Origin of the sequence: Lientehia hominis, assembly GCF_021044755.1 — a bacterium.
Taxonomy (GTDB): domain Bacteria; phylum Bacillota; class Clostridia; order Lachnospirales; family Lachnospiraceae; genus Lientehia; species Lientehia hominis.
The window spans coordinates 90,207-109,027 of the sequence record NZ_JAJNOR010000009.1 but is presented as its reverse complement, the minus strand read 5'-3'; the positions used below and the strand labels follow the sequence as shown (position 1 = coordinate 109,027).

General features: G+C 46.0%; 18 protein-coding genes and 7 tRNA genes. All 25 read left to right on the top strand.

Features of this window, described 5'->3' with window-relative positions:
* The first annotated feature begins 128 nt into the window (after window positions 1-128).
* The 25 genes from LQE92_RS13195 (at window position 129) to LQE92_RS13075 (ending at window position 18,820) form a co-directional block, all read left to right on the top strand.
* Window positions 129-202, top strand: a tRNA-Asp gene (locus tag LQE92_RS13195).
* Window positions 203-222: 20 nt separating this feature from the next.
* Window positions 223-295, top strand: a tRNA-Val gene (locus tag LQE92_RS13190).
* Window positions 296-340: 45 nt separating this feature from the next.
* Window positions 341-413, top strand: a tRNA-Thr gene (locus tag LQE92_RS13185).
* Window positions 414-419: 6 nt separating this feature from the next.
* Window positions 420-501, top strand: a tRNA-Tyr gene (locus LQE92_RS13180).
* A gap of 26 nt (window positions 502-527) precedes the next feature.
* Window positions 528-601: transfer RNA gene (locus LQE92_RS13175), tRNA-Met, on the top strand.
* 21 nt (window positions 602-622) lie between these two features.
* Window positions 623-695: transfer RNA gene (locus LQE92_RS13170), tRNA-Phe, on the top strand.
* A gap of 27 nt (window positions 696-722) precedes the next feature.
* Window positions 723-795, top strand: a tRNA-Lys gene (locus LQE92_RS13165).
* A 354-nt stretch (window positions 796-1,149) separates the two neighbouring features.
* Window positions 1,150-2,289, top strand: coding sequence for a hypothetical protein (locus LQE92_RS13160; RefSeq protein WP_231063412.1), 1,140 nt, complete (start codon window positions 1,150-1,152; stop codon window positions 2,287-2,289).
* Between the two features lie 297 nt (window positions 2,290-2,586).
* Complete coding sequence (locus LQE92_RS13155; RefSeq protein WP_231063411.1) at window positions 2,587-3,621, top strand: LacI family DNA-binding transcriptional regulator; 1,035 nt, start codon at window positions 2,587-2,589, stop codon at window positions 3,619-3,621.
* A 512-nt stretch (window positions 3,622-4,133) separates the two neighbouring features.
* Window positions 4,134-5,354: an ABC transporter substrate-binding protein gene (locus LQE92_RS13150; RefSeq protein ID WP_231063410.1), complete on the top strand. Its 1,221-nt coding sequence runs from the start codon at window positions 4,134-4,136 to the stop codon at window positions 5,352-5,354.
* A gap of 164 nt (window positions 5,355-5,518) precedes the next feature.
* Window positions 5,519-6,397 (top strand): branched-chain amino acid ABC transporter permease, encoded by an 879-nt coding sequence (locus LQE92_RS13145; RefSeq protein WP_147597066.1) that lies wholly within the window; start codon window positions 5,519-5,521, stop codon window positions 6,395-6,397.
* On the top strand, window positions 6,397-7,431 hold the full coding sequence (locus tag LQE92_RS13140) for a branched-chain amino acid ABC transporter permease (protein ID WP_231063409.1): 1,035 nt from the start codon (window positions 6,397-6,399) through the stop codon (window positions 7,429-7,431). The genes LQE92_RS13145 and LQE92_RS13140 overlap by 1 nt, the downstream gene beginning before the upstream one ends.
* Complete coding sequence (locus LQE92_RS13135; RefSeq protein ID WP_231063408.1) at window positions 7,431-8,231, top strand: ABC transporter ATP-binding protein; 801 nt, start codon at window positions 7,431-7,433, stop codon at window positions 8,229-8,231. Before LQE92_RS13140 ends, LQE92_RS13135 begins: the two co-directional genes overlap by 1 nt.
* Window positions 8,218-8,940 carry an ABC transporter ATP-binding protein gene (locus LQE92_RS13130; RefSeq protein ID WP_231063407.1) on the top strand — a complete coding sequence of 241 codons (723 nt, stop codon included), beginning with the start codon at window positions 8,218-8,220 and terminating at the stop codon, window positions 8,938-8,940. The genes LQE92_RS13135 and LQE92_RS13130 overlap by 14 nt, the downstream gene beginning before the upstream one ends.
* 40 nt (window positions 8,941-8,980) lie before the next feature.
* A complete protein-coding gene (locus tag LQE92_RS13125) occupies window positions 8,981-10,246 on the top strand; it encodes an L-cysteine desulfidase family protein (protein ID WP_231063406.1) in 1,266 nt (421 codons plus the stop codon).
* Between the two features lie 25 nt (window positions 10,247-10,271).
* Window positions 10,272-10,763, top strand: a complete 492-nt coding sequence (locus LQE92_RS13120) for an L-2-amino-thiazoline-4-carboxylic acid hydrolase (protein WP_231063405.1) — start codon at window positions 10,272-10,274, stop codon at window positions 10,761-10,763.
* 358 nt (window positions 10,764-11,121) lie between these two features.
* The gene (locus tag LQE92_RS13115) at window positions 11,122-11,964 is read left to right on the top strand and encodes an MBL fold metallo-hydrolase (RefSeq protein WP_231063404.1); all 843 of its coding nucleotides are present in this window, start codon (window positions 11,122-11,124) and stop codon (window positions 11,962-11,964) included.
* Window positions 11,965-12,134: 170 nt separating this feature from the next.
* Window positions 12,135-12,968, top strand: coding sequence for an Mrp/NBP35 family ATP-binding protein (locus tag LQE92_RS13110; RefSeq protein WP_231063403.1), 834 nt, complete (start codon window positions 12,135-12,137; stop codon window positions 12,966-12,968).
* Between the two features lie 35 nt (window positions 12,969-13,003).
* Window positions 13,004-13,564 (top strand): phosphodiesterase, encoded by a 561-nt coding sequence (gene yfcE / locus LQE92_RS13105; protein WP_231063402.1) that lies wholly within the window; start codon window positions 13,004-13,006, stop codon window positions 13,562-13,564.
* Window positions 13,561-13,977, top strand: a complete 417-nt coding sequence (locus LQE92_RS13100) for a C-GCAxxG-C-C family protein (protein ID WP_231063401.1) — start codon at window positions 13,561-13,563, stop codon at window positions 13,975-13,977. Before yfcE ends, LQE92_RS13100 begins: the two co-directional genes overlap by 4 nt.
* Window positions 13,978-13,994: 17 nt before the next feature.
* Window positions 13,995-15,428: an aminotransferase class I/II-fold pyridoxal phosphate-dependent enzyme gene (locus LQE92_RS13095; RefSeq protein WP_231063400.1), complete on the top strand. Its 1,434-nt coding sequence runs from the start codon at window positions 13,995-13,997 to the stop codon at window positions 15,426-15,428.
* 52 nt (window positions 15,429-15,480) lie between these two features.
* Complete coding sequence (locus tag LQE92_RS13090) at window positions 15,481-16,080, top strand: nucleoside/nucleotide kinase family protein (protein ID WP_231063399.1); 600 nt, start codon at window positions 15,481-15,483, stop codon at window positions 16,078-16,080.
* 100 nt (window positions 16,081-16,180) lie between these two features.
* On the top strand, window positions 16,181-17,176 hold the full coding sequence (holB, locus tag LQE92_RS13085; RefSeq protein ID WP_231063414.1) for a DNA polymerase III subunit delta': 996 nt from the start codon (window positions 16,181-16,183) through the stop codon (window positions 17,174-17,176).
* The gene (locus tag LQE92_RS13080) at window positions 17,173-18,093 is read left to right on the top strand and encodes a PSP1 domain-containing protein (RefSeq protein ID WP_231063398.1); all 921 of its coding nucleotides are present in this window, start codon (window positions 17,173-17,175) and stop codon (window positions 18,091-18,093) included. Before holB ends, LQE92_RS13080 begins: the two co-directional genes overlap by 4 nt.
* The gene (locus LQE92_RS13075) at window positions 18,083-18,820 is read left to right on the top strand and encodes a tRNA1(Val) (adenine(37)-N6)-methyltransferase (RefSeq protein WP_231063397.1); all 738 of its coding nucleotides are present in this window, start codon (window positions 18,083-18,085) and stop codon (window positions 18,818-18,820) included. The genes LQE92_RS13080 and LQE92_RS13075 overlap by 11 nt, the downstream gene beginning before the upstream one ends.
* Window position 18,821 lies beyond the last annotated feature (1 nt).

The following is an 18,821-nucleotide window of genomic DNA, read 5'->3' as shown; positions in this document are numbered from 1 at the left end:
AGGCTGGAGGTGGAAGTGCAGCAATGTATGGAGCTGACCAGTACTAATCGGCCGAGGGCTTGTCCAGGCGGTTTAGGATGTTCTGGAGATGGATGACAATGTGCAGTTTTGAAGGTATGTGTTAATGAGGCCCGGTGGCTCAGCTGGTTAGAGCGCCGCCCTGTCACGGCGGAGGTCGTGGGTTCGAACCCCATCCGGGTCGCTATTTATCATAATTTAATAGGGGTCTTAGCTCAGCTGGGAGAGCATCTGCCTTACAAGCAGAGGGTCATAGGTTCGAGCCCTATAGGCCCCACTTTTTCTTTAAAACATGGTGATTGTAATGTTGGCGTATTTATACGCCGATGTGGCTCAATTGGCAGAGCAGCTGATTTGTAATCAGCAGGTTATCGGTTCGAGTCCGATCATCGGCTTTATATGGGGGAATTCCCGAGTGGCCAAAGGGGGCAGACTGTAAATCTGTTAGCAGCGCTTTCGGTGGTTCGAATCCACCTTCCCCCACTCATACAACTAAATATTGATAATGGCGCGGGGTGGAGCAGTTCGGAAGCTCGTCGGGCTCATAACCCGAAGGTCGCAGGTTCAAATCCTGCCCCCGCAACTCGACATATTTTGTGTCTTTGCCCAGATAGCTCAGTTGGTAGAGCAGAGGACTGAAAATCCTCGTGTCGCTGGTTCGATTCCGGCTCTGGGCATTTTCTTATTCCTATAAGAGATTAAAAGGGCCACTAGCTCAGGTGGTAGAGCACTTGACTTTTAATCAAGTTGTCTGGGGTTCGAATCCCCAGTGGCTCAGGACTTTATAATAGCGGAAAATCCTTGATTTTGTTGGATTTACCGCTATTTTTTGCGGCTGCTTCTTGTTCCTTGGATAAAAGAGCAGAAATCTGTATAGAAAACAAATCAAATATTATTTAATGAAATCGATATAAAGTATATTGATTATATCTTTAAATTATTATATAATCTGATATACAATCGATTTCATATTTATATTGCCATAAAAATGTTTTGATAATATTCTTTGTATCAAATGCAATATAGGCATATTAAAGATGCAAAGAATCACGCCTTACGGTATAATGAATAAAAAAGAAAATTTTAGAAATCTAGGATTTGTATGGATTTATAAAAAGAAAGGCGTTAATTATGAAAAAAGAAGATTCAAAAATGGTAATTATCGGATTAGGGTATCTGGCTACTTATATCATGCCCTGTTATAAAAAGCTGCTGGGAAAGAATATCGATGCCAATTTAATCGGTATAAAGGGCAGTGAGCGCGGTTTAAAAGAGAAACAGCAAATTTGTCCTTTTCCAGTAGTGGTTGGAAATGTATGGGAGCATTTAAATGAAATGGAGCCGGATATCATCGTACTGGCTGTTAAACCGGACCAAATTGCTGACATGACGGAGCAGACGCTTGTACCTTATTATCAGAAGCTTCGTGATGGAAGAAAAAAACTTCCGGATTTGTATTCCTTCGCGCCAGATCCTTCCGTTGATTATTTTTATGATACTTTGGGCAGTGATGTAAATGCGGCAAATATGATTCCCAATATGGTGAGCGATATTGAAGGATATGATGTATCACAAGTTGGTGTTTCTTTCGTTGCCTTTGATCCCAGGAGAATATGGCCGGAAGAAAATAAGAAAGCTGCCTTGGAGTTTATGACACCCACAGGTACTGTTCTCATGGTAGACGGAGATAAGGCTATTCCTTTTTTGGCCTGCCAATGTGCCTGCCATTTGATGTTTGAATTCAATTATATTGCTCAGGATGTAGAGGCGGAGACAGGCAGGAAAATGTCCCTTGCAGAATCAGCTAGTGCATATCGCTCTGTATTCCGAGAAATTTTTGACGAGCCCTGCGTGAAGGTATTGCCCTGTTCTCAGGGAGCTGCAGAAAAAAAATTGCTGGAATTTATGGAAATGCTGATGAAGTCATGGTATAATGGTGTACTGAAATTCGCAGAATCGGAAAATATTCCCAATGATGCTGCACATAGACTTATTTGCGGCACCATGGAGACTTATCAGATGGAGGCACAGCTGGAAAAGAAAGAGATTCTGGTTCAGAATACCAAAAACCACGCTACGCCGGGCGGTTTTCTGGAAATGTGCTTGATTACATTCCATAAGAAAGGTTATGATTACATTACCGGAGAATTAAAGAATAGGCTGGCGGGAAAGAAAGATCCCAATGCAGAAATGACAATTGAAGAAATTGCATATGATGTTGCAAGATCGATCTCAGAACATGGGAAAACAGTAAGCGGAGTAAAGAAGTAATTAAAATAGATTAATTAGAAATTTATAGCCGGCATAGGTTTTACGACTTTTGATGAAAGGGACCCTTGAGCTGTAACGGTTTATGGAAGCGGTCAGCCGAAGGGGAAGTTTGCAGAGGCCATCACAGTTGTAATAGATTTCATAGAAAGGGACGGATTAAATGCTTACAATGGGAATATCTATGCCGGTATATCAAAGGGGATGAAAACAAGTGGGAACTATCTGCTTGTTGGGACCCAGATTAAAGGAAAGGGGTGTATGATGAGTGGCTTCTGAAGAATATCATACAATAGGGAGATGATTACACAGAAAGACGTTGCGCGTTTGGCGGGAGTGTCTGTTTCAACGGTGTCCAGAGTACTGAATGAGAGCAGCCTTGTGGATGAAAAGACGAAACAAATTGTTGAAAGCGCTATTAAAAAGCTGAATTATAAACCCAACCTGGTTGCATATGGACTTCGGGCTAAAAGCAGCAAGCTTGTCGGTCTGATTCTCCCGGAGATGAATCATTATACATATGCGAGTTTTGCCCAATTTGTGGAGGGCTCATGTATGGAGAAGGGTTACAGTATGCTTCTGGGCCTCCATCATAACGAATGCGAACTGGAAAAATCTCTGGTAGATGAGTTTCAGCGAAGAAATGTGGATGGGCTTATACTATGTCTGGCTATAGATGAGCAGAATCTGTCAAATAATTTAATGGAATATATAAGTGTCCCTACGGTAATGTATGAACGAACTTTTAATAATAACCGAATGGGAGGAATACGATTTGACAATTATAAAGCAGGAAAGATGGCGGCAAAATATCTTGCTGGTTTAAATCATAAAAATATTGCGTGTACCGTTGGCCCCATGGGGATGCATTATGTTCAGGACCGTTTTTTTGGATTTCGAGATGAGCTCACGGTGCAGGGAATAGAAATTAAAAAACAAAATGTGCTTGAATGTGATTTTAACTATCGTGTCCCCAACTTTGTGAGTGGGGAAGACGCGGCGCGTGCATTTTTGGATGGAAGAAGTGACAGAGATATTCCCACAGCGATCTGGGCTCACAATGATAACGTTGCTTCCGGCGTGATCAAAGAGCTGCACAGAAGAAAAATAAAGATACCAGAAGAGATATCTGTTATGGGAGTGGATAACATAGGACTTACAGATATGATATATCCTTCTCTTACAACGATCGGACAGCCCCTTAAAAATATGGCGGAAAAGTCTGTTGAGATGATCATGGAGGAAATAGAGCTGGGCGAGGAATATAAGGCAGATATTGTGATTATGGAGCCGGAATTGATCATACGGGAATCAACCGGAAAATGCCGCAGCTGATGTGTTATAAAATATAAATAAAGAGGGCGGATATGAATCTTATGACAGAGCATATCTGTCTTTTTTTATTACTAAAAGACTTGATGTAATTTAAAGATGGTAACGTTATCAAAGATAAAATATGCCATAAGCAAACTGTATTAAAGACATAATAATACATAAATCTGGCAAATTAGACAAATTAATGAACTTTTTTTCCATTAAAAACAAGATATAATTGTGCAGAATAGTCAAAATAAAAAAGCTGTATTGACATATGCAAACGATATCATTATAATGTATTTATACGGTAAGGGAAATAAAAACATAATAATGGCGGTGAAAAAGGAACAAATCGGGGATTAACTATACATAATGCCCAATAATATGATGTTCCTGAAAAAATGCCAAGAGGAGGTGGAATAAAGAGAGGACAAAGTATTATTTATATGAAATCGATAAGAATCAAAAAATAGGCGCATTTTATACGCCAAAGTTTAGATTAAAGGAAAGGTAAAGGAAGAGGTAAAGCTATGAAAAAACAGACAATGAAGCGAGTAGTGGCATTGGCGGCCGCGATAAGCATGGTGATCGGACTGACCGCATGTTCAAACGGGGGCGGAGATGCAAAAGACACAACAAAAGCGGCAGATAACAAAGAACAGCAGGAGAGCAATACAACAGGTGAGATCAACATCGGCGTAGTCGGCCCGATGACGGGGGCGAATGCAGAAGACGGGATCGGTTTTAAGGTGGCGGTTGGAATTGCCGTTGACGAGATCAATGCGGCGGGTGGTGCTGCAGGCTATAAGCTTACATATGACAGCAATGACTCTGCCAGTGACGCAAACCAAAGTGCGGATATCGTGAGACAGTACGCTGAAAATGATAAATACTCCGTGATCATTGGGGACTTTACTACCAGCTGCTGCGTAGTGGATGCAGAAATCGTAGATAAATACCAGATTCCGATGATCACACCTACGGCTTCCGGTTCTCAGCTTCCCGGCATCAGCGACTGGTTCTTCTCCATGTCTCATACGCAGGAATATGAATCACCCTGGGCTGCAGAGCATGTAACAAAAGATTATCTGGGTGCAAAATCAGTTGGCATCATGTATCTGAACACAGACTGGGGAACACAGGTGGACGGATTCTTGCTGAAAGCTTATGAAGAGCTTGGCATCGAAGTTCTTGCCAATGAGTCCTATCTGGATACTGAGACAAATTTCAGTTCTATCGTTTCTAAACTCAGCAGTGAAAAACCTGACGTGATTGTGGTAGTAGACCAGAGTAATGCGGCGACTATCATCAATCAGATTCGCAGCGCTGGAGTTGAAACTCAGATTCAGCTGTTAGGGCCTGGGGCAGCAGTACAGATCGTTGATCAGACCGGTGATAATTCCGAAGGTGTTGTGACCAACACGGCATCTTTACTGACATATGACAATGAAAAAGTATCTGGCTTCATGAAGACATTTTATGAGCAGGCAGGATTTGACGCAGCAGACCATGCAATATGCGCTTACAACACGGTTTACATGATTGCAACTGCCATTGAAAATGCGGTGGCTGACGGAAAAACAGAAATTAATCGTACAGTGATCAAAGATTATTTGGAAACTGCTGAATTTGATAGCCCCATCGGGCTTGTAAAATTCAATGAACTCCATGGTTCCAACAGAGATATGCTGATAGTTGCGGTGGAGAATGGGGAATATGTTGTTAAATGTGATTACGGATATTTTGACTGACGGAGTTTAAACAGAACGTAAATGATTTTAGGAAAGCACCAGTTCTGTAAATGAAAGGGTGCTTTCCTGTCGTATAGGAGATGTTTTCTGATACTCCTATAGGATAAGGCCCGTACGGGGAACAGACCTGCATGCGGGGCATCAAAAGAAAAGGAGGTAATCGGATGCAATATTTCATTAGTCAGATTGTGAACGGGCTTTGCCAAGGTTCCATCTACGCGTTGATGGCTATTGGATATTCCGTAATCGTGGGAGTCGTCGGTTTTGTCACATTTACACATGGTGAAGTAATAATCATGGGCGCTTTCGCGGCATACTATGCGTTTGAATTTGTGGGGAGCATGAACCTGCCGTTGGGCATCCTGGCGGCGTTTGTGGCATCCTGGCTGGTGGGGATATTTGTTTATAAAGTCTGTTACGAGCGCTTTTTCAAAGCCCCCAGGCATATTGCTCTGATCTGTACCATAGCAGTCAGCATACTGCTTAAGAATCTGATGCAGATTGTATTCGGAGCAGCCAGAAAGCCGATGATCAACGTTATCGATAATAAGATCTATACTATGGGACCGGTTCAGATTTCAAGGCTCCAGATCGTGATCATCCTGACAGTTGTTGTTTTATCGCTTCTGCTGCTGTTTATCTTTAAGAAGACCCGCTGGGGAGTATCTCTTAGAGCGATCAGTCAGGATAAAAGTGCTGCTGCATTGATCGGCATCAATGTAAAACGTGATGCAATGGTTGGAAACTGTATAGGCTCCGGACTGGCCGGAGTAGCAGGACTTTTGATAGCTATGAGCTACGCCATCCTGTATCCCAGTATGGGTTCCACTTTCGGTATGAAAGCATTTACAGCAAGTGTGCTGGGCGGATTGACAAGCGTGCCGCTGGCAGCAGTTGGCGGTATGTGCATAGGTCTTGTGGAGAACATAGGAATTACCGTCACCTCCGCTACATATCGTGATATTTTTGCTTTTGTTTTCTTGATCATCATACTTTTAATCCGTCCTCAGGGATTTGCTTCTAAGAAAGGAGGAAGGCCTTGATGAAGGAATTGATGAAACCGGTATCAGGAACGCTTGATACCATACGTTCTGCTTTTTTAAAACATAAAAAGCTGTGTCTGCTGATAGGCGTGGTCCTCAGTATTCTGCTCCCTCTGGTTTTCCCGGGAGGATATATATGCGGTGTGTTCTGCCGGATTCTGTTTTATGGAACCATGGCAGGCGCCCTGAATGTTATCAACGGTTATTCCGGTCAGATGTGCCTGGGTGTGGCTGGATTCTTCGCCATTGGTTCTTATACGGAAGCCATATTAGCCACGAAGTTTGGTCTCAGTATGTGGGTTTGTATTCTTTTGTCCGGAATCGTCTCCATGATCTTCGGAGCGGTGCTGGCACTTCCCACAAAGAGACTGTCGGGTATTTACCTGGCGATCATCACATTGGGATTTTCTGAGGTCATCCGAATCGTCTGTCTCAACTGGACAGGCCTTACGGGAGGAACCATGGGGATCAAGGATATCCCGGCGCCGACTTTGTTCGGTTTTGTATTCTCAAGGCCGAGACATTATTATTATATCTTTTTGGTACTGGCTATCATCTTTTTATTCTGTACACGCCGTGTGGTCAATTCCAGAATCGGCCGTGCGTGGATGTCCATCCGTGAAGATGAGCTGGCAGCGAAATCACTTGGTGTGGAAAACGGCACCTACAAGATTACCAGCTTTATGTATGGAGCCTTTTGGGTAGGAGCGATCGGCGCGGTATATGCCCCTTACGTTTCTTACATAGATTCCACTTTGTTTACTCTTGATACCGGATGGAACGTGCTGGCGATGCTGATCATCGGAGGCCAGGGTACACTGTCTGGAGCACTTGTGGGCTCGACGGTCATTAATACGCTGACGGAAGCACTCCGATCCTTCGGTGACTGGAGATATGTGGTATATGCACTCTTGATTCTGGTAGTGATGTGGGTAAGACCGCAGGGAATCGCAGGCGCATCCAACAGTATCCTTGCCGGAGAGAAAGAACAGAAGGTAAAGCAGGATGCGGAAACGAAAGAGGAGGTGTGCTGATGAGTGTACTTCTGGAAGCAAAAAATATAAGCAAGCATTTTGGCGGTCTTAAGGCTGTCGACGGAGTAAACATGAATATCAACAAAGGTGAGATCTTTGGAATCATCGGCCCCAATGGAGCCGGAAAAACCACCTTTTTCAATATTTGCTCCGGAATTTATGCACCCACGGCAGGTCAGGTAGTGCTGGAGGGAAAAGATATATCCGGCTTTGCCCCGGAGAAGATAGCGAGACTTGGAATGGCCCGTACCTTCCAGAATATCCAGCTGTTTAAATATATGACTGTACTGGAAAATGTGAAGATTGGATTCCATATTAAGACGAAGACCACGATGGCCGACGCTATCCTTCATACAAAGCGTTATAAAGAAGATGAGAAGCTGATTCAGGAAAAAGGAATGGAGCTTCTGGAATACCTGGGTCTTCAGAATCTGGCGGGGACTCGTGCCGGGAATCTGGCATACGGAGTTCAGAGAAAAGTGGAGATAGCCCGGGCTTTGGCTACTGACCCTAAGATCATACTGCTGGATGAGCCGGCAGCCGGAATGAATCCCAATGAAACGGCGTCTCTCAGCGAATTCATCCAGAATATCAACAAGGACGGCTATACAGTGGCAGTCATCGAGCATGATATGAAATTCGTCATGAGGACCTGCCACAGGATTATGGTGTTAAACTTCGGAGAAAAGATCTGCGAGGGTACGCCGGAGATCGTACAGGCGGATAAACTGGTAAATGAAGCTTACTTCGGGAAAGGCAGAATCGCACGGGGGGAGGTAATGACAGATGGAAATGCTTAAAGTTCAGAACCTTTCAGTGAATTATGGATATATTACCGCGCTGACTAATGCCAGTATTGAAGTGGACCAGGGTGAGATCATCACTCTGATCGGAAGTAACGGAGCGGGAAAGACGACGATGTTGATGTCTATTTCAAACCTTGTGCAGAAAAATCAGGGTCAGATATTCTTTAAGGAAAAGAACATCAGTAGGATGCCGTCTCATAAAATTGTTAAAAACGGTTTATGCCACGTTCCGGAAGGGCGGAAGATATTCCCGGCGCTGACGGTCTATGAAAACCTGTGGCTGGGTACGATCGGGAACCAGAATATCAAAAAGAAAGATGTCCAGGAGCTTGTGGAAAAACAATATGATTTATTTCCCAGACTGAAGGAAAGAAGAAATCAGGGAGGCGGAAGCCTTTCGGGAGGAGAGCAGCAGATGCTGGCAATCGCCAGAGGTCTGATGATGGATCCAGATCTGATCATGTTGGATGAACCGTCCTTGGGTCTTGCACCCATCGTGGTAGAAGAAATTTTCGAACTGATCTTAAAGATCCGTGATACAGGGAAGACGGTACTGCTGATCGAGCAGAATGCAGCCATGGCGCTGAGCATTGCTGACAGAGGCTATGTGCTTCAGAACGGAAGGATCGCCCTTCAGGGAAAAGGAATAGAATTACTCCATAATGAAGATGTCAAGAGATTGTATCTTGGCGCAGATGACTAGAAGAATCCAAACATAAGATAGTTACAATCGAGGGAAATATATGAACAAATCAAGCTATAACAATTACGTTGCTATCCTCAGGAGTGAGCTGCTTCCGGCGCTGGGATGTACGGAACCGATCGCGATCGCCTATTGTGCCGCAAAAGCCAGACAGACGTTAGGATGTATGCCGGATACGATCAGCGTGGCGTGCAGCGGGAACATCATCAAAAATGTAAAGGGTGTGACTGTTCCCAATTCCGGCGGTCTAAAAGGAGTAGAAGCAGCGGCGGTCCTGGGTATCATCGGCGGTGATGCGGATAAAGAACTGGAAGTCCTGGAGCATGTTTCAGGCAGAGATATTGAAGAGACAGAAGCTTTTTTGAAGACCGGGAAATGCACGGTATCCCTTCAGGAGGGGGAGGAGAATCTGTATGTGATGTGCACCCTGAAGAGCGGAACGGATACGGCATCGGTAGAACTGAAGACCAAGCATAATCATATCTCCAAAATTGAAAAAAACGGCAAAGTGGTCTTTTCTCAGCCGGATGTGGTGACAGAGGAAGCAGGAAACAAAAAACTCCTGAATCTGGAAGAAATCTACGAATTTGCGAATTGTGTAAAGATTGATGATGTCAAAGAGATTATTGATCGCCAGATTCAGATGAATATGGCCATTGCCGAGGAAGGGGTACAGAATTCCTGGGGGGTGAATGTGGGCGCCGAATGCCTGAAGATGTCCGGAGATGATACGCTGCGGAGGGCGGAAGCTTTGGCGGCTGCCGGCTCCGATGCCAGGATGAGTGGTTGTCCCATGCCAGTAGTTATCAATTCCGGAAGCGGAAATCAGGGGATCACACTGACCGCGCCGGTGGTCACCTATGCGAAGGATCTGAAGGCTTCAGAAGAAAAGCTCATCCGGGCGATGGTCCTGGCAAATCTGATCTCGATTCATCAAAAGAGGTTCATCGGAAACTTGTCGGCATATTGCGGAGCGACCAGCGCGGCGACAGCCGCAGCCTGCGGGGTGGCATATCTGTATGATGAATCCATGGAGGTCATATCCAATACCATCATTAATTCCATAGCTACCATCGGCGGGATGGTCTGCGATGGAGCGAAGCCCTCCTGTGCCGCAAAGATCCGGAGTGCTGTGGACACCGCCATGCTGGCATACCGTCTGGCTAAGGACGGAAGAGTGTATCAGAGCGGCGAGGGATTGGTTGAAAAGGATGCCGAGACTACAATCCGGAATGTGGGAAGGATGGGGCGTGTCGGCATGGCATCAACGGATGTTGAAATTTTAAATATCATGATAGGACAATAATATTAAAATATAGGAGGATACTACAATGAGCATCAAAAATATTTCTTTGGTTTATGACGAGAAGGTGGATATCAACAGAAGCGCCATCGAGCACCGCGCGACCTGGATGGGACTGACCTACAAAGCTGCTGTGGAAGCCGGAGCGGACGGTGAAGCCTACGCTAGGAAAGCGATCACGGAAACGGGACATGTCCATGGAAAGAATTTCAAGGCAATGTGTGAGGACCCGACCAACTGCGTGCAGTTTGAGAAGGCATTCCTGAATGACCTTGGCAAATCTACGTTCCAGCAGGATGTAACAGAACTGAACGAGGACAATCTGAAAGTGGAGTTCCATTACTGTCCTCTGCTGAGTGCATGGCAGAAGCTGGGCATCGACGACGAGACATGTGCGAAGCTTTGTGATATCGCCATGGACGGGGACAGGGCCATCGCTGAGGAAATGGGACTTAAGCTGGATCTTACAGATACCATCGCCAAAGGCTGTGAAGTATGTAAGCTGCATTTCCATAAATAAACAGAATCACGATACATAGCCGCTGTATCAAAGCGCAGCAGCGATATTCACTCCCAGACAGGAACCGTTTATTAAAAGCGGCTCCTGGCAGTGGGGGTGTTTTTTTATTGCTTAAGGCTTAAAAAATGCGGCATGAAGTTTACCGCTCACGCAGAAGCTTCAGATTTCTGCAGCGGTTTAAACCAAGTGTCAGCCATGGAGTAAGGCTATTGTAGGAAAAGGGCCAGCTGTCCATGGAAACAGATTCAGGCGTAACGCCGGAACAGGCGGAATCGGATGTGCATTGAATGGAATATCTATGGATTTTAACCGGCAGATAAAGTATAATAAAACTATAACGGAAAAGAGGTTGTTGAATATGGTGATCAAAACTTTAATGGAGGATACCAGCATCGGAGAGCTTTGGGAAAAGGAACATGGTTTGTCCCTTTATCTGGAGACAGACAGGCACAGACTTTTGTTTGATACGGGGAAGAGCGGTCTGTTTCTTACCAATGCCGCAAGGATGGAAGTGGATGTATCGAAGATCGATACAGTAGTGATCTCCCATGGACACTACGACCATGGCGGCGGCCTGCCAGCTTTTCTTGAACAGAATAAAGAGGCGGTCGTATATCTCCATGAAGAAGCCCTGGAACCGTATTTTGTGAGGCGGGGAGGCGGGGGAATCGATTATATCGGGATTGACCAGACCCTGCGTGAGAACTCCCAGATACGTCCCATAAATGGCACTGTGGATATTGACAAAGACTTCACGATTTTTTCTGATGTCACAGGGCAGGAGCTTCGATCGGAAGCGAATGACATCCTGCTTGAAAGAAAAGATGGAGAATATCAGAAAGACAGATTCTCCCATGAGCAGAATCTGATTGTCCGGAAAAAAGACGGGGCGAGGCTGCTGATATCAGGATGTGCACACAGCGGTATTGTCAACATCATAGAGAGATTTAAAGAACTTGAAGGCGCAGCACCGGATGTGGTGATAGGCGGTTTTCACTTGATGGAGCCGGGAAGCGGACGGTCCATTCCCCGATATCAGGTCGAGGCAGTAGCGGACAGGCTTCTGTGCTACGAAGGAGAAAAAAATGTCACCAGTTATTATACCTGCCACTGCACCGGAACGGAAGCCTTTGGAATTTTAAAGGAACGGATGGGTGATCGTATTTCATATTTATCAGCAGGGAGTGAAATTTATTTGTAACAGCATTAAAATAAGGGAATGCCGAATTTGTTCTGCTTGAAGAAACCGGCTCTTGTCTGCTATAATAGATAAGCCTCCGGATACGGTGGACCGGTATAGCGCGGATATACGATTTAAATAAAATTCAGAATGACATAAAAAATAGAAGGAAAAGAAAGAGGGAAAAGAAAATGGCGGAAGAAAGAAAATGTTCCAGCACTACATGCGGAAAGGAATCCTGCAACGGCTGTGATAAGGCGAAGGTTGATTTTTCCGTGAAACCGCATAAAATGAGTCATGTGAAAAAAGTCATCGGTGTTGTCAGCGGAAAGGGCGGGGTAGGGAAATCTCTGGTGACCTCCCTGTTGACCGTGACAATGAGCAAGAAAGGATATAAATGCGGGATTCTGGACGCGGATATTACAGGACCTTCTATACCGAAGGCATTTGGTGTAAAGGATAAGGCCATGGCATCAGCCCAGGGGATGCTGCCGGTATGCAGCAGCAGCGGGATTCCGATCATGTCCATAAATCTGATCCTGGAGAACGACACGGATCCCGTCGTCTGGCGGGGACCTGTGATCGCGAATACGGTCAAGCAGTTTTGGTCGGATGTGATCTGGGGAGATCTGGATTATCTGTTTATTGATATGCCTCCGGGAACCGGGGATGTGCCGCTGACAGTGTTCCAGTCCCTGCCGGTGGACGGTATCATCGTGGTGACTTCTCCCCAGGAGCTGGTATCCATGATCGTGGAAAAGGCTGTGAAAATGGCAGAGCTTATGAAGGTTCCTGTGTTAGGCCTGGTGGAAAATATGTCTTATTTTAAATGTCCCGACAACGGGAAATCCTATCAGATATTTGGTGAGAGTCATATTGATGAGGTAGCTGATTACCATGATCTTAAGGTTCTGGCAAGGATTCCCATTGACCCCTCACTGGCAGAAGCCTGTGATAAGGGATTCATTGAGGAGTTTGAAGGTTCCTGTATGGATGAAGCGGCCGGTGTTCTGGAAGAAAAGTAGTTACAATACGGAAATGACAGAGGAGGATACGGTATATGAAGTTAATGATTGCATCAGATATCCATGGTTCCAGGTATTACTGTGAAAAGATGCTGGTCCGCTATGAGGAAGAAAAGGCCGAAAAGCTTTTGCTCCTGGGGGACCTGCTGTATCACGGTCCCAGAAATGACCTCCCGAAAGATTATGATCCAAAGGCTGTGATCGCATTGCTCAATGAGAAAAAGGATGAGCTTCTCTGTGTCAGAGGAAACTGTGATGCTGAGGTGGACCAGATGGTGCTGCAGTTTCCTATCATGGCAGATTATATGATATTATACTTGGATAAACGGATGGTCTTTGCGACTCACGGGCATATCCACAATGAAGAAAATCTTCCGCCTCTCAAAAAAGGGGATATCATCCTCCACGGACATACGCATGTACAAGCCATGGATAACTGCGGAGGACATCTCTATCTGAACCCGGGATCCGTTGCCATTCCTAAAAATGGAAATGAAAACAGCTATATGATCTATGAGGATGGAGTGTTTACCATAAAAAACATGGATGGAGAAGAGATCAGAAGTTATTCTCTGAAGGAGGAGGATGCGCAATGAAAACACGGGTCATGCAGACCAAGGAACGGCATGATAAGGGATTTAACTGCTGTCAGGCAGTGGCATGTACGTATTGTGATCTGGTCGGGATGGATGAGGAGACTGCGTTTAAGGCGTGCGAGGCTTTTGGCGCGGGAATGGGAGGCATGCAAGGTACCTGCGGGGCTGTATCCGCCGCTGTGTTCCTGGCAGGGCTCAAAAACAGCTGCGGGGATTTAAAACGGCCGGTCAGCAAAGGGAAGACCTATAAGCTTTCCAAAGAGATCGCCGAGGAATTCCGGAAAAAGAACGGAAGTATCATATGCAAGGAGCTGAAAGGCGTGGAGACAAAACAGATTCTCCGTTCCTGCGAGGGCTGTATCATGGATGCGGCAGAGATCATAGAGAGACTTTTATTCGAAGAGAAAAATTAAGCCGGGAGGATGGGCAGATGGCAGGCTTATATGATAAGCTGATCTCATACGGAAAAACAGATGCTTGCCCCTTTCATATGCCCGGCCATAAGAGAGACGGGGAAACGTTCTGCTTTGAGAATCCTTTTTCCTTTGACATCACGGAGATTGACGGATTCGACAATCTGCATCATCCGGAAGGGATCTTGAAGGAGGCAATGGAGCAGGCAGCTTTTATCTATGGATCGGAGAAAAGCTATTTTCTGGTAAATGGAAGCAGTGGCGGAATTCTGGCGGCGATATCGGCCTGTGTGAGACCGGGAGGAGAGATTCTCATGGCGAGAAATTGCCATAAATCTGCCTATCATGCTTTATTCCTGCGGGGGCTGAGACCGGAATATTTATGTCCGCCGGCCATTTCTGACTGGGGAATGTGCGGCGGCGTTTCAGCGGAGGATGTGGAGAAAACTCTCTCAGAACATCCCCATGGGGAGGCCGTGTTTTTGACGTCTCCTACATACGAGGGAATCTGTTCGGATATCCAAAAAATCAGCAGGATCGCACATTCCCATGGAGTACCGCTCATCGTGGATTCTGCCCATGGAGCACATCTGCCCTTTCGGAAAAAGAGCGGTGGATCTATGTTTCCCGTACCTGCGCTGGAGGCAGGGGCAGATATCGTAATAGAAAGCCTTCATAAAACGCTTCCTTCCCTGACGCAGACAGCGATTCTGCATAAGAGATCAGACATGATAAAGGAACAGGATCTTGAATGGTATCTGCAGGTATATCAAAGCTCCAGCCCGTCTTATGTGCTGATGGCATCCATAGATTCCTGCATTTCTTATATGGGGAGTGAGGATGGCCGAAAGGCCATGACAAAGTATGAGTCTTCTTTGGAAGGTCTCAGGAGAGCGTTCAAGGAATTTTCACACATACGCCTGCTGTCGGAGCTGGAATCAGGTATTGGAGAAGCTTATTATGATCCTTCCAAGCTGATCATCCGGGGAGGCTCCATGAGCGGGCCGGAACTGTATGAACTGCTCCGCAGGGAATACCGGATACAGCCGGAAATGTGCACGGAGACATATGTGATTTTGATGACATCGGTGGCAGACTCTGAAAAAGCATTTGAAAGGCTGAAAAACGCGCTTATGGAAATAGACAAAAAGATGGCGGCAGACGGCGGATGGCCATCCCGGAAAAAGGCTGCCCTCTATCCGAGACCGCAGGTGGTACTTACACCGGCCGAGGCAGAGGGGAAGAGAGTGAGGACATGCAGGAAGGAGGCCAGTGAAGGACTGATTTCCGGAGAATTTGCGTATATCTATCCGCCGGGTGTTCCAGTGCTGGCGCCGGGAGAAAGAATTACCGGAGAGGTATTGGAGGTAATCAGCAGCTATAGCGAGAACGGATTTAAGATCCTCGGGCTGGAGGATTCCGGCGGCGGGACGATCCGTGTCCTGGAGTAAATCTGGTTTCAGGCGGGCTTCAGGAAAAAGCTTTGTGAATGGAGGGACTGCTATGGGTAAAATATTTTATATCATGGGTAAAAGTGCGTGTGGTAAGGACAGTGTATTTAAAATGCTGGTGTCCGACAAGCAGCTCGGTCTGAGGACGGTGACGATGTATACGACCAGGCCTCCCAGAGACGGAGAAGAGGACGGCAGAGAGTATTTTTTCCGTGACGCTGCGTTTCTGCACAGGATGGAAACGGAGGAAAAACTGATCGAGAGCCGTACATATGAGACTGCCTGCGGTCCCTGGAGTTATTTTACGCTGGATGATGGTCAGATTGACTTGGATAAACATGATTATGTGATGATCGGGACGCCGGACTCATATGAAAAGACGAAAAGCTATTTTGGCAGGAAGGGAAGAAGCGTGATGATACCACTTTATGTTCATGTGGAGGCGGGAGAGAGGCTTATGCGTGCCGTGAAACGGGAACGAATGCAGGCCGTGCCCCAGTATGCGGAACTCTGCCGCAGATTCCTGGCGGATGAAGAGGACTTTAAAAAGGAAAATCTGGATCGGTGCGGAATCGACAGAATTTTCGAAAATCAGGATCTGGATTCCTGTGTCAAAAAGATAAAAACAACAATTTTGGAACAATTAACCTAAAATATTTTATATATTCCTGAAAGGATATATGATATAATGTCCGTAAAGGACAGGTCTGAGAAAATCAGACAGAGCCAGACGGAACAAGGGGGCTTTCATGATGATGAGATTCGAGGATATTTTGGGCCACGAACAGATAAAAGAATATTTCAAGAATGCTTTGGAACGTCATCAGGTGTCCCACGCATATATTCTGACCGGAGAGGTTGGCATGGGCAGGAAGACGCTTGCCAATGCCTTTGCCATGGCGCTGCAGTGCGAGGGAGGAACAGCGGATCCATGCGGCGAGTGTCATTCCTGCCGTCAGTTTTTAAGTGGAAATCATCCTGATGTAATTTATATCCGCCACGAAAAGGCAGGAAGCATAGGCGTGGATGATGTGAGAGAACAGATTATCAATGATGTGACCATCAAACCATACAGCGGCCCGTACAAAATCTATATTGTAGACCAGGCGGAGCTTTTGACGGTGCAGGCGCAGAATGCTCTGCTGAAAACCATTGAGGAGCCGCCGGAATATGCGGTGATATTTTTCCTGACCACGAATTCAGATTCTTTTCTGCCTACGATCTTGTCCCGATGCACGGTTCTCAAGCTGAAACCGCTGTATGACCAGGTCATCAAAGATTATCTGAAGAATCAGATGAAGGTACCGGCCCATCAGGCGGATATCTGTACAGCATTTGCACGGGGGAATCTGGGAAAAGCGATCGCCCTGTCTTCCTCAGAAGAGTTTGTGCAGATGCAGGAGATTGTTCTGAATTTATTGAAGCATGTACCGGACATGCCGGTATATGAGATGGTGGCGTCGCTTAAAGAAATGAAGGAGGCGAACCTGAATATTAAGGACTGCCTGGACTTTATGCAGCTTTGGTTCCGGGACATTCTGATGTTTAAGGCCACGATGGATACATCCTTGTTCATCTTTAAGGATGAGTATAAATATATAAAGGAAATTGCAGATCACAGTTCCTTTGACGGAATAGAAAAAATATTGGCGGCCCTTGATAAGGTGAAAGTGCGTCTGGACGCCAATGTAAATTTTGAGCTCGCCATGGAGCTCATGCTGCTTGTGATGAAGGAGAACATTGTATGACGAGAGTGATAGGCGTACGGTTTCGTACGGCAGGCAAGATATATTTTTTTGATCCCGGAAAGTTTCAGATCAAGAAGGGGCAGAATGTGATCGTGGAGACTGCCCGTGGAGTGGAATATGGCTATGTGATGATGGGAGAGCGGGAGGTTGAGGATGAAAAGGTAGTACAGCCGCTGAAACCGGTCATCCGGATCGCCACGAAGGAAGATGATGCGGTCGAGGAAAAGAATAAAAAGAAAGAAAAAGAAGCGTTTAAGATCTGCCAGAAAAAAATTGAAAAGCATAATCTGGAGATGAAGCTTATAGATGCGGAATACACCTTTGACAATAATAAGGTGCTGTTTTATTTTACGGCGGACGGCCGTATTGATTTCCGTGAGCTGGTCAAGGATCTGGCATCGGTGTTTAAAACAAGGATTGAGCTGCGCCAGATTGGTGTCAGGGACGAGACAAAGATTCTGGGAGGTGTGGGGATCTGCGGCAGGGCGTTATGCTGCCATTCCTATCTGTCGGAATTTATTCCGGTGTCTATTAAGATGGCAAAGGAGCAGAATCTGTCTCTGAACCCCACGAAGATTTCCGGGACGTGTGGAAGGCTGATGTGCTGCTTAAAGAACGAAGAGGAAACATACCGGTATTTAAACAGCAAGCTGCCAAATGTGGGAGACCATGTGACGACAGATGATGGGCTGAAGGGCGAGGTGTCCAGCGTCAATGTGCTCCGCCAGAGGGTAAAGGTGATCGTATACCTGGATAATGATGAGAAGGATATCCGGGAATATCGGTCAGAACAGCTTAAATTTCGTCCGAAAAAGAAAAAAGATAAAGAAAGGCTGAATACCCGAGAAGAACAGGAGCTCAAAAAACTGGAGGCCCTGGAGAAAAAGGAAGGAAAGTCGAAGCTAGATGACAATTGAGCTTTTGGAGCATGAGCGCATAGACGAGCTTCAGAGAAACGGCTACCGCATCATTCAGAACGAAAAAAAATTTTGTTTTGGTATGGATGCCGTGCTGTTATCTGGATTTGCCAAAGCTGAAAGACATGAGGAAGTTCTGGACCTGGGAACGGGTACAGGGATCATTCCTATATTGATGGAGGCAAAGACAGACGGGAAGCATTTTTCCGCGCTGGAGATTCAGAAAGATATGGCTGAGATGGCCAGGCGGAGTGTGATCCTAAATAACCTGGAGGAGAAAATAACCATAGTGGCAGGAGATATCAAAGAGGCCTCGAAGATATTCGGAAAGGCTTCTTTTGATGTAGTTACATGTAATCCGCCTTATATGGATCAGAATCATGGATTAAAGAATCCCGATGAGCCGAAAGCAGTGGCCCGCCATGAAGTCCTCTGTACATTTCGGGATGTGGCGCGGGAGGCGGCGGCTCTTCTGCGGACCGGAGGGCGGTTTTATCTGGTGCACAGACCCCATCGTTTGGTTGAGATCATCTGTACACTGAAGGAATATCGTCTGGAGCCGAAACGGATGAAGTATGTCCATCCTTATGAGGATGAAGAGGCTAACATGGTCTTGATTGAAGCGTTTCGGGGCGGCCGGCCTCAGATGCGGGTAGAAGCACCCATCATCGTGTACGAACGGCCGGGCGTATATACCCCGGAAATCTATGAAATATACGGATATTAGG

What these genes read in the sequence shown, in the direction of transcription:
- LQE92_RS13160 (WP_231063412.1), top strand. Translation starts at nt 1,150, where the DNA reads ATGAAAAAAGAAGATTCAAAAATGGTAATTATCGGATTAGGGTATCTG.
- LQE92_RS13155 (WP_231063411.1), top strand. Translation starts at nt 2,587, where the DNA reads ATGATTACACAGAAAGACGTTGCGCGTTTGGCGGGAGTGTCTGTTTCA.
- LQE92_RS13150 (WP_231063410.1), top strand. Translation starts at nt 4,134, where the DNA reads ATGAAAAAACAGACAATGAAGCGAGTAGTGGCATTGGCGGCCGCGATA.
- LQE92_RS13145 (WP_147597066.1), top strand. Translation starts at nt 5,519, where the DNA reads ATGCAATATTTCATTAGTCAGATTGTGAACGGGCTTTGCCAAGGTTCC.
- LQE92_RS13140 (WP_231063409.1), top strand. Translation starts at nt 6,397, where the DNA reads ATGAAGGAATTGATGAAACCGGTATCAGGAACGCTTGATACCATACGT.
- LQE92_RS13135 (WP_231063408.1), top strand. Translation starts at nt 7,431, where the DNA reads ATGAGTGTACTTCTGGAAGCAAAAAATATAAGCAAGCATTTTGGCGGT.
- LQE92_RS13130 (WP_231063407.1), top strand. Translation starts at nt 8,218, where the DNA reads ATGGAAATGCTTAAAGTTCAGAACCTTTCAGTGAATTATGGATATATT.
- LQE92_RS13125 (WP_231063406.1), top strand. Translation starts at nt 8,981, where the DNA reads ATGAACAAATCAAGCTATAACAATTACGTTGCTATCCTCAGGAGTGAG.
- LQE92_RS13120 (WP_231063405.1), top strand. Translation starts at nt 10,272, where the DNA reads ATGAGCATCAAAAATATTTCTTTGGTTTATGACGAGAAGGTGGATATC.
- LQE92_RS13115 (WP_231063404.1), top strand. Translation starts at nt 11,122, where the DNA reads ATGGTGATCAAAACTTTAATGGAGGATACCAGCATCGGAGAGCTTTGG.
- LQE92_RS13110 (WP_231063403.1), top strand. Translation starts at nt 12,135, where the DNA reads ATGGCGGAAGAAAGAAAATGTTCCAGCACTACATGCGGAAAGGAATCC.
- yfcE (WP_231063402.1), top strand. Translation starts at nt 13,004, where the DNA reads ATGAAGTTAATGATTGCATCAGATATCCATGGTTCCAGGTATTACTGT.
- LQE92_RS13100 (WP_231063401.1), top strand. Translation starts at nt 13,561, where the DNA reads ATGAAAACACGGGTCATGCAGACCAAGGAACGGCATGATAAGGGATTT.
- LQE92_RS13095 (WP_231063400.1), top strand. Translation starts at nt 13,995, where the DNA reads ATGGCAGGCTTATATGATAAGCTGATCTCATACGGAAAAACAGATGCT.
- LQE92_RS13090 (WP_231063399.1), top strand. Translation starts at nt 15,481, where the DNA reads ATGGGTAAAATATTTTATATCATGGGTAAAAGTGCGTGTGGTAAGGAC.
- holB (WP_231063414.1), top strand. Translation starts at nt 16,181, where the DNA reads ATGATGAGATTCGAGGATATTTTGGGCCACGAACAGATAAAAGAATAT.
- LQE92_RS13080 (WP_231063398.1), top strand. Translation starts at nt 17,173, where the DNA reads ATGACGAGAGTGATAGGCGTACGGTTTCGTACGGCAGGCAAGATATAT.
- LQE92_RS13075 (WP_231063397.1), top strand. Translation starts at nt 18,083, where the DNA reads ATGACAATTGAGCTTTTGGAGCATGAGCGCATAGACGAGCTTCAGAGA.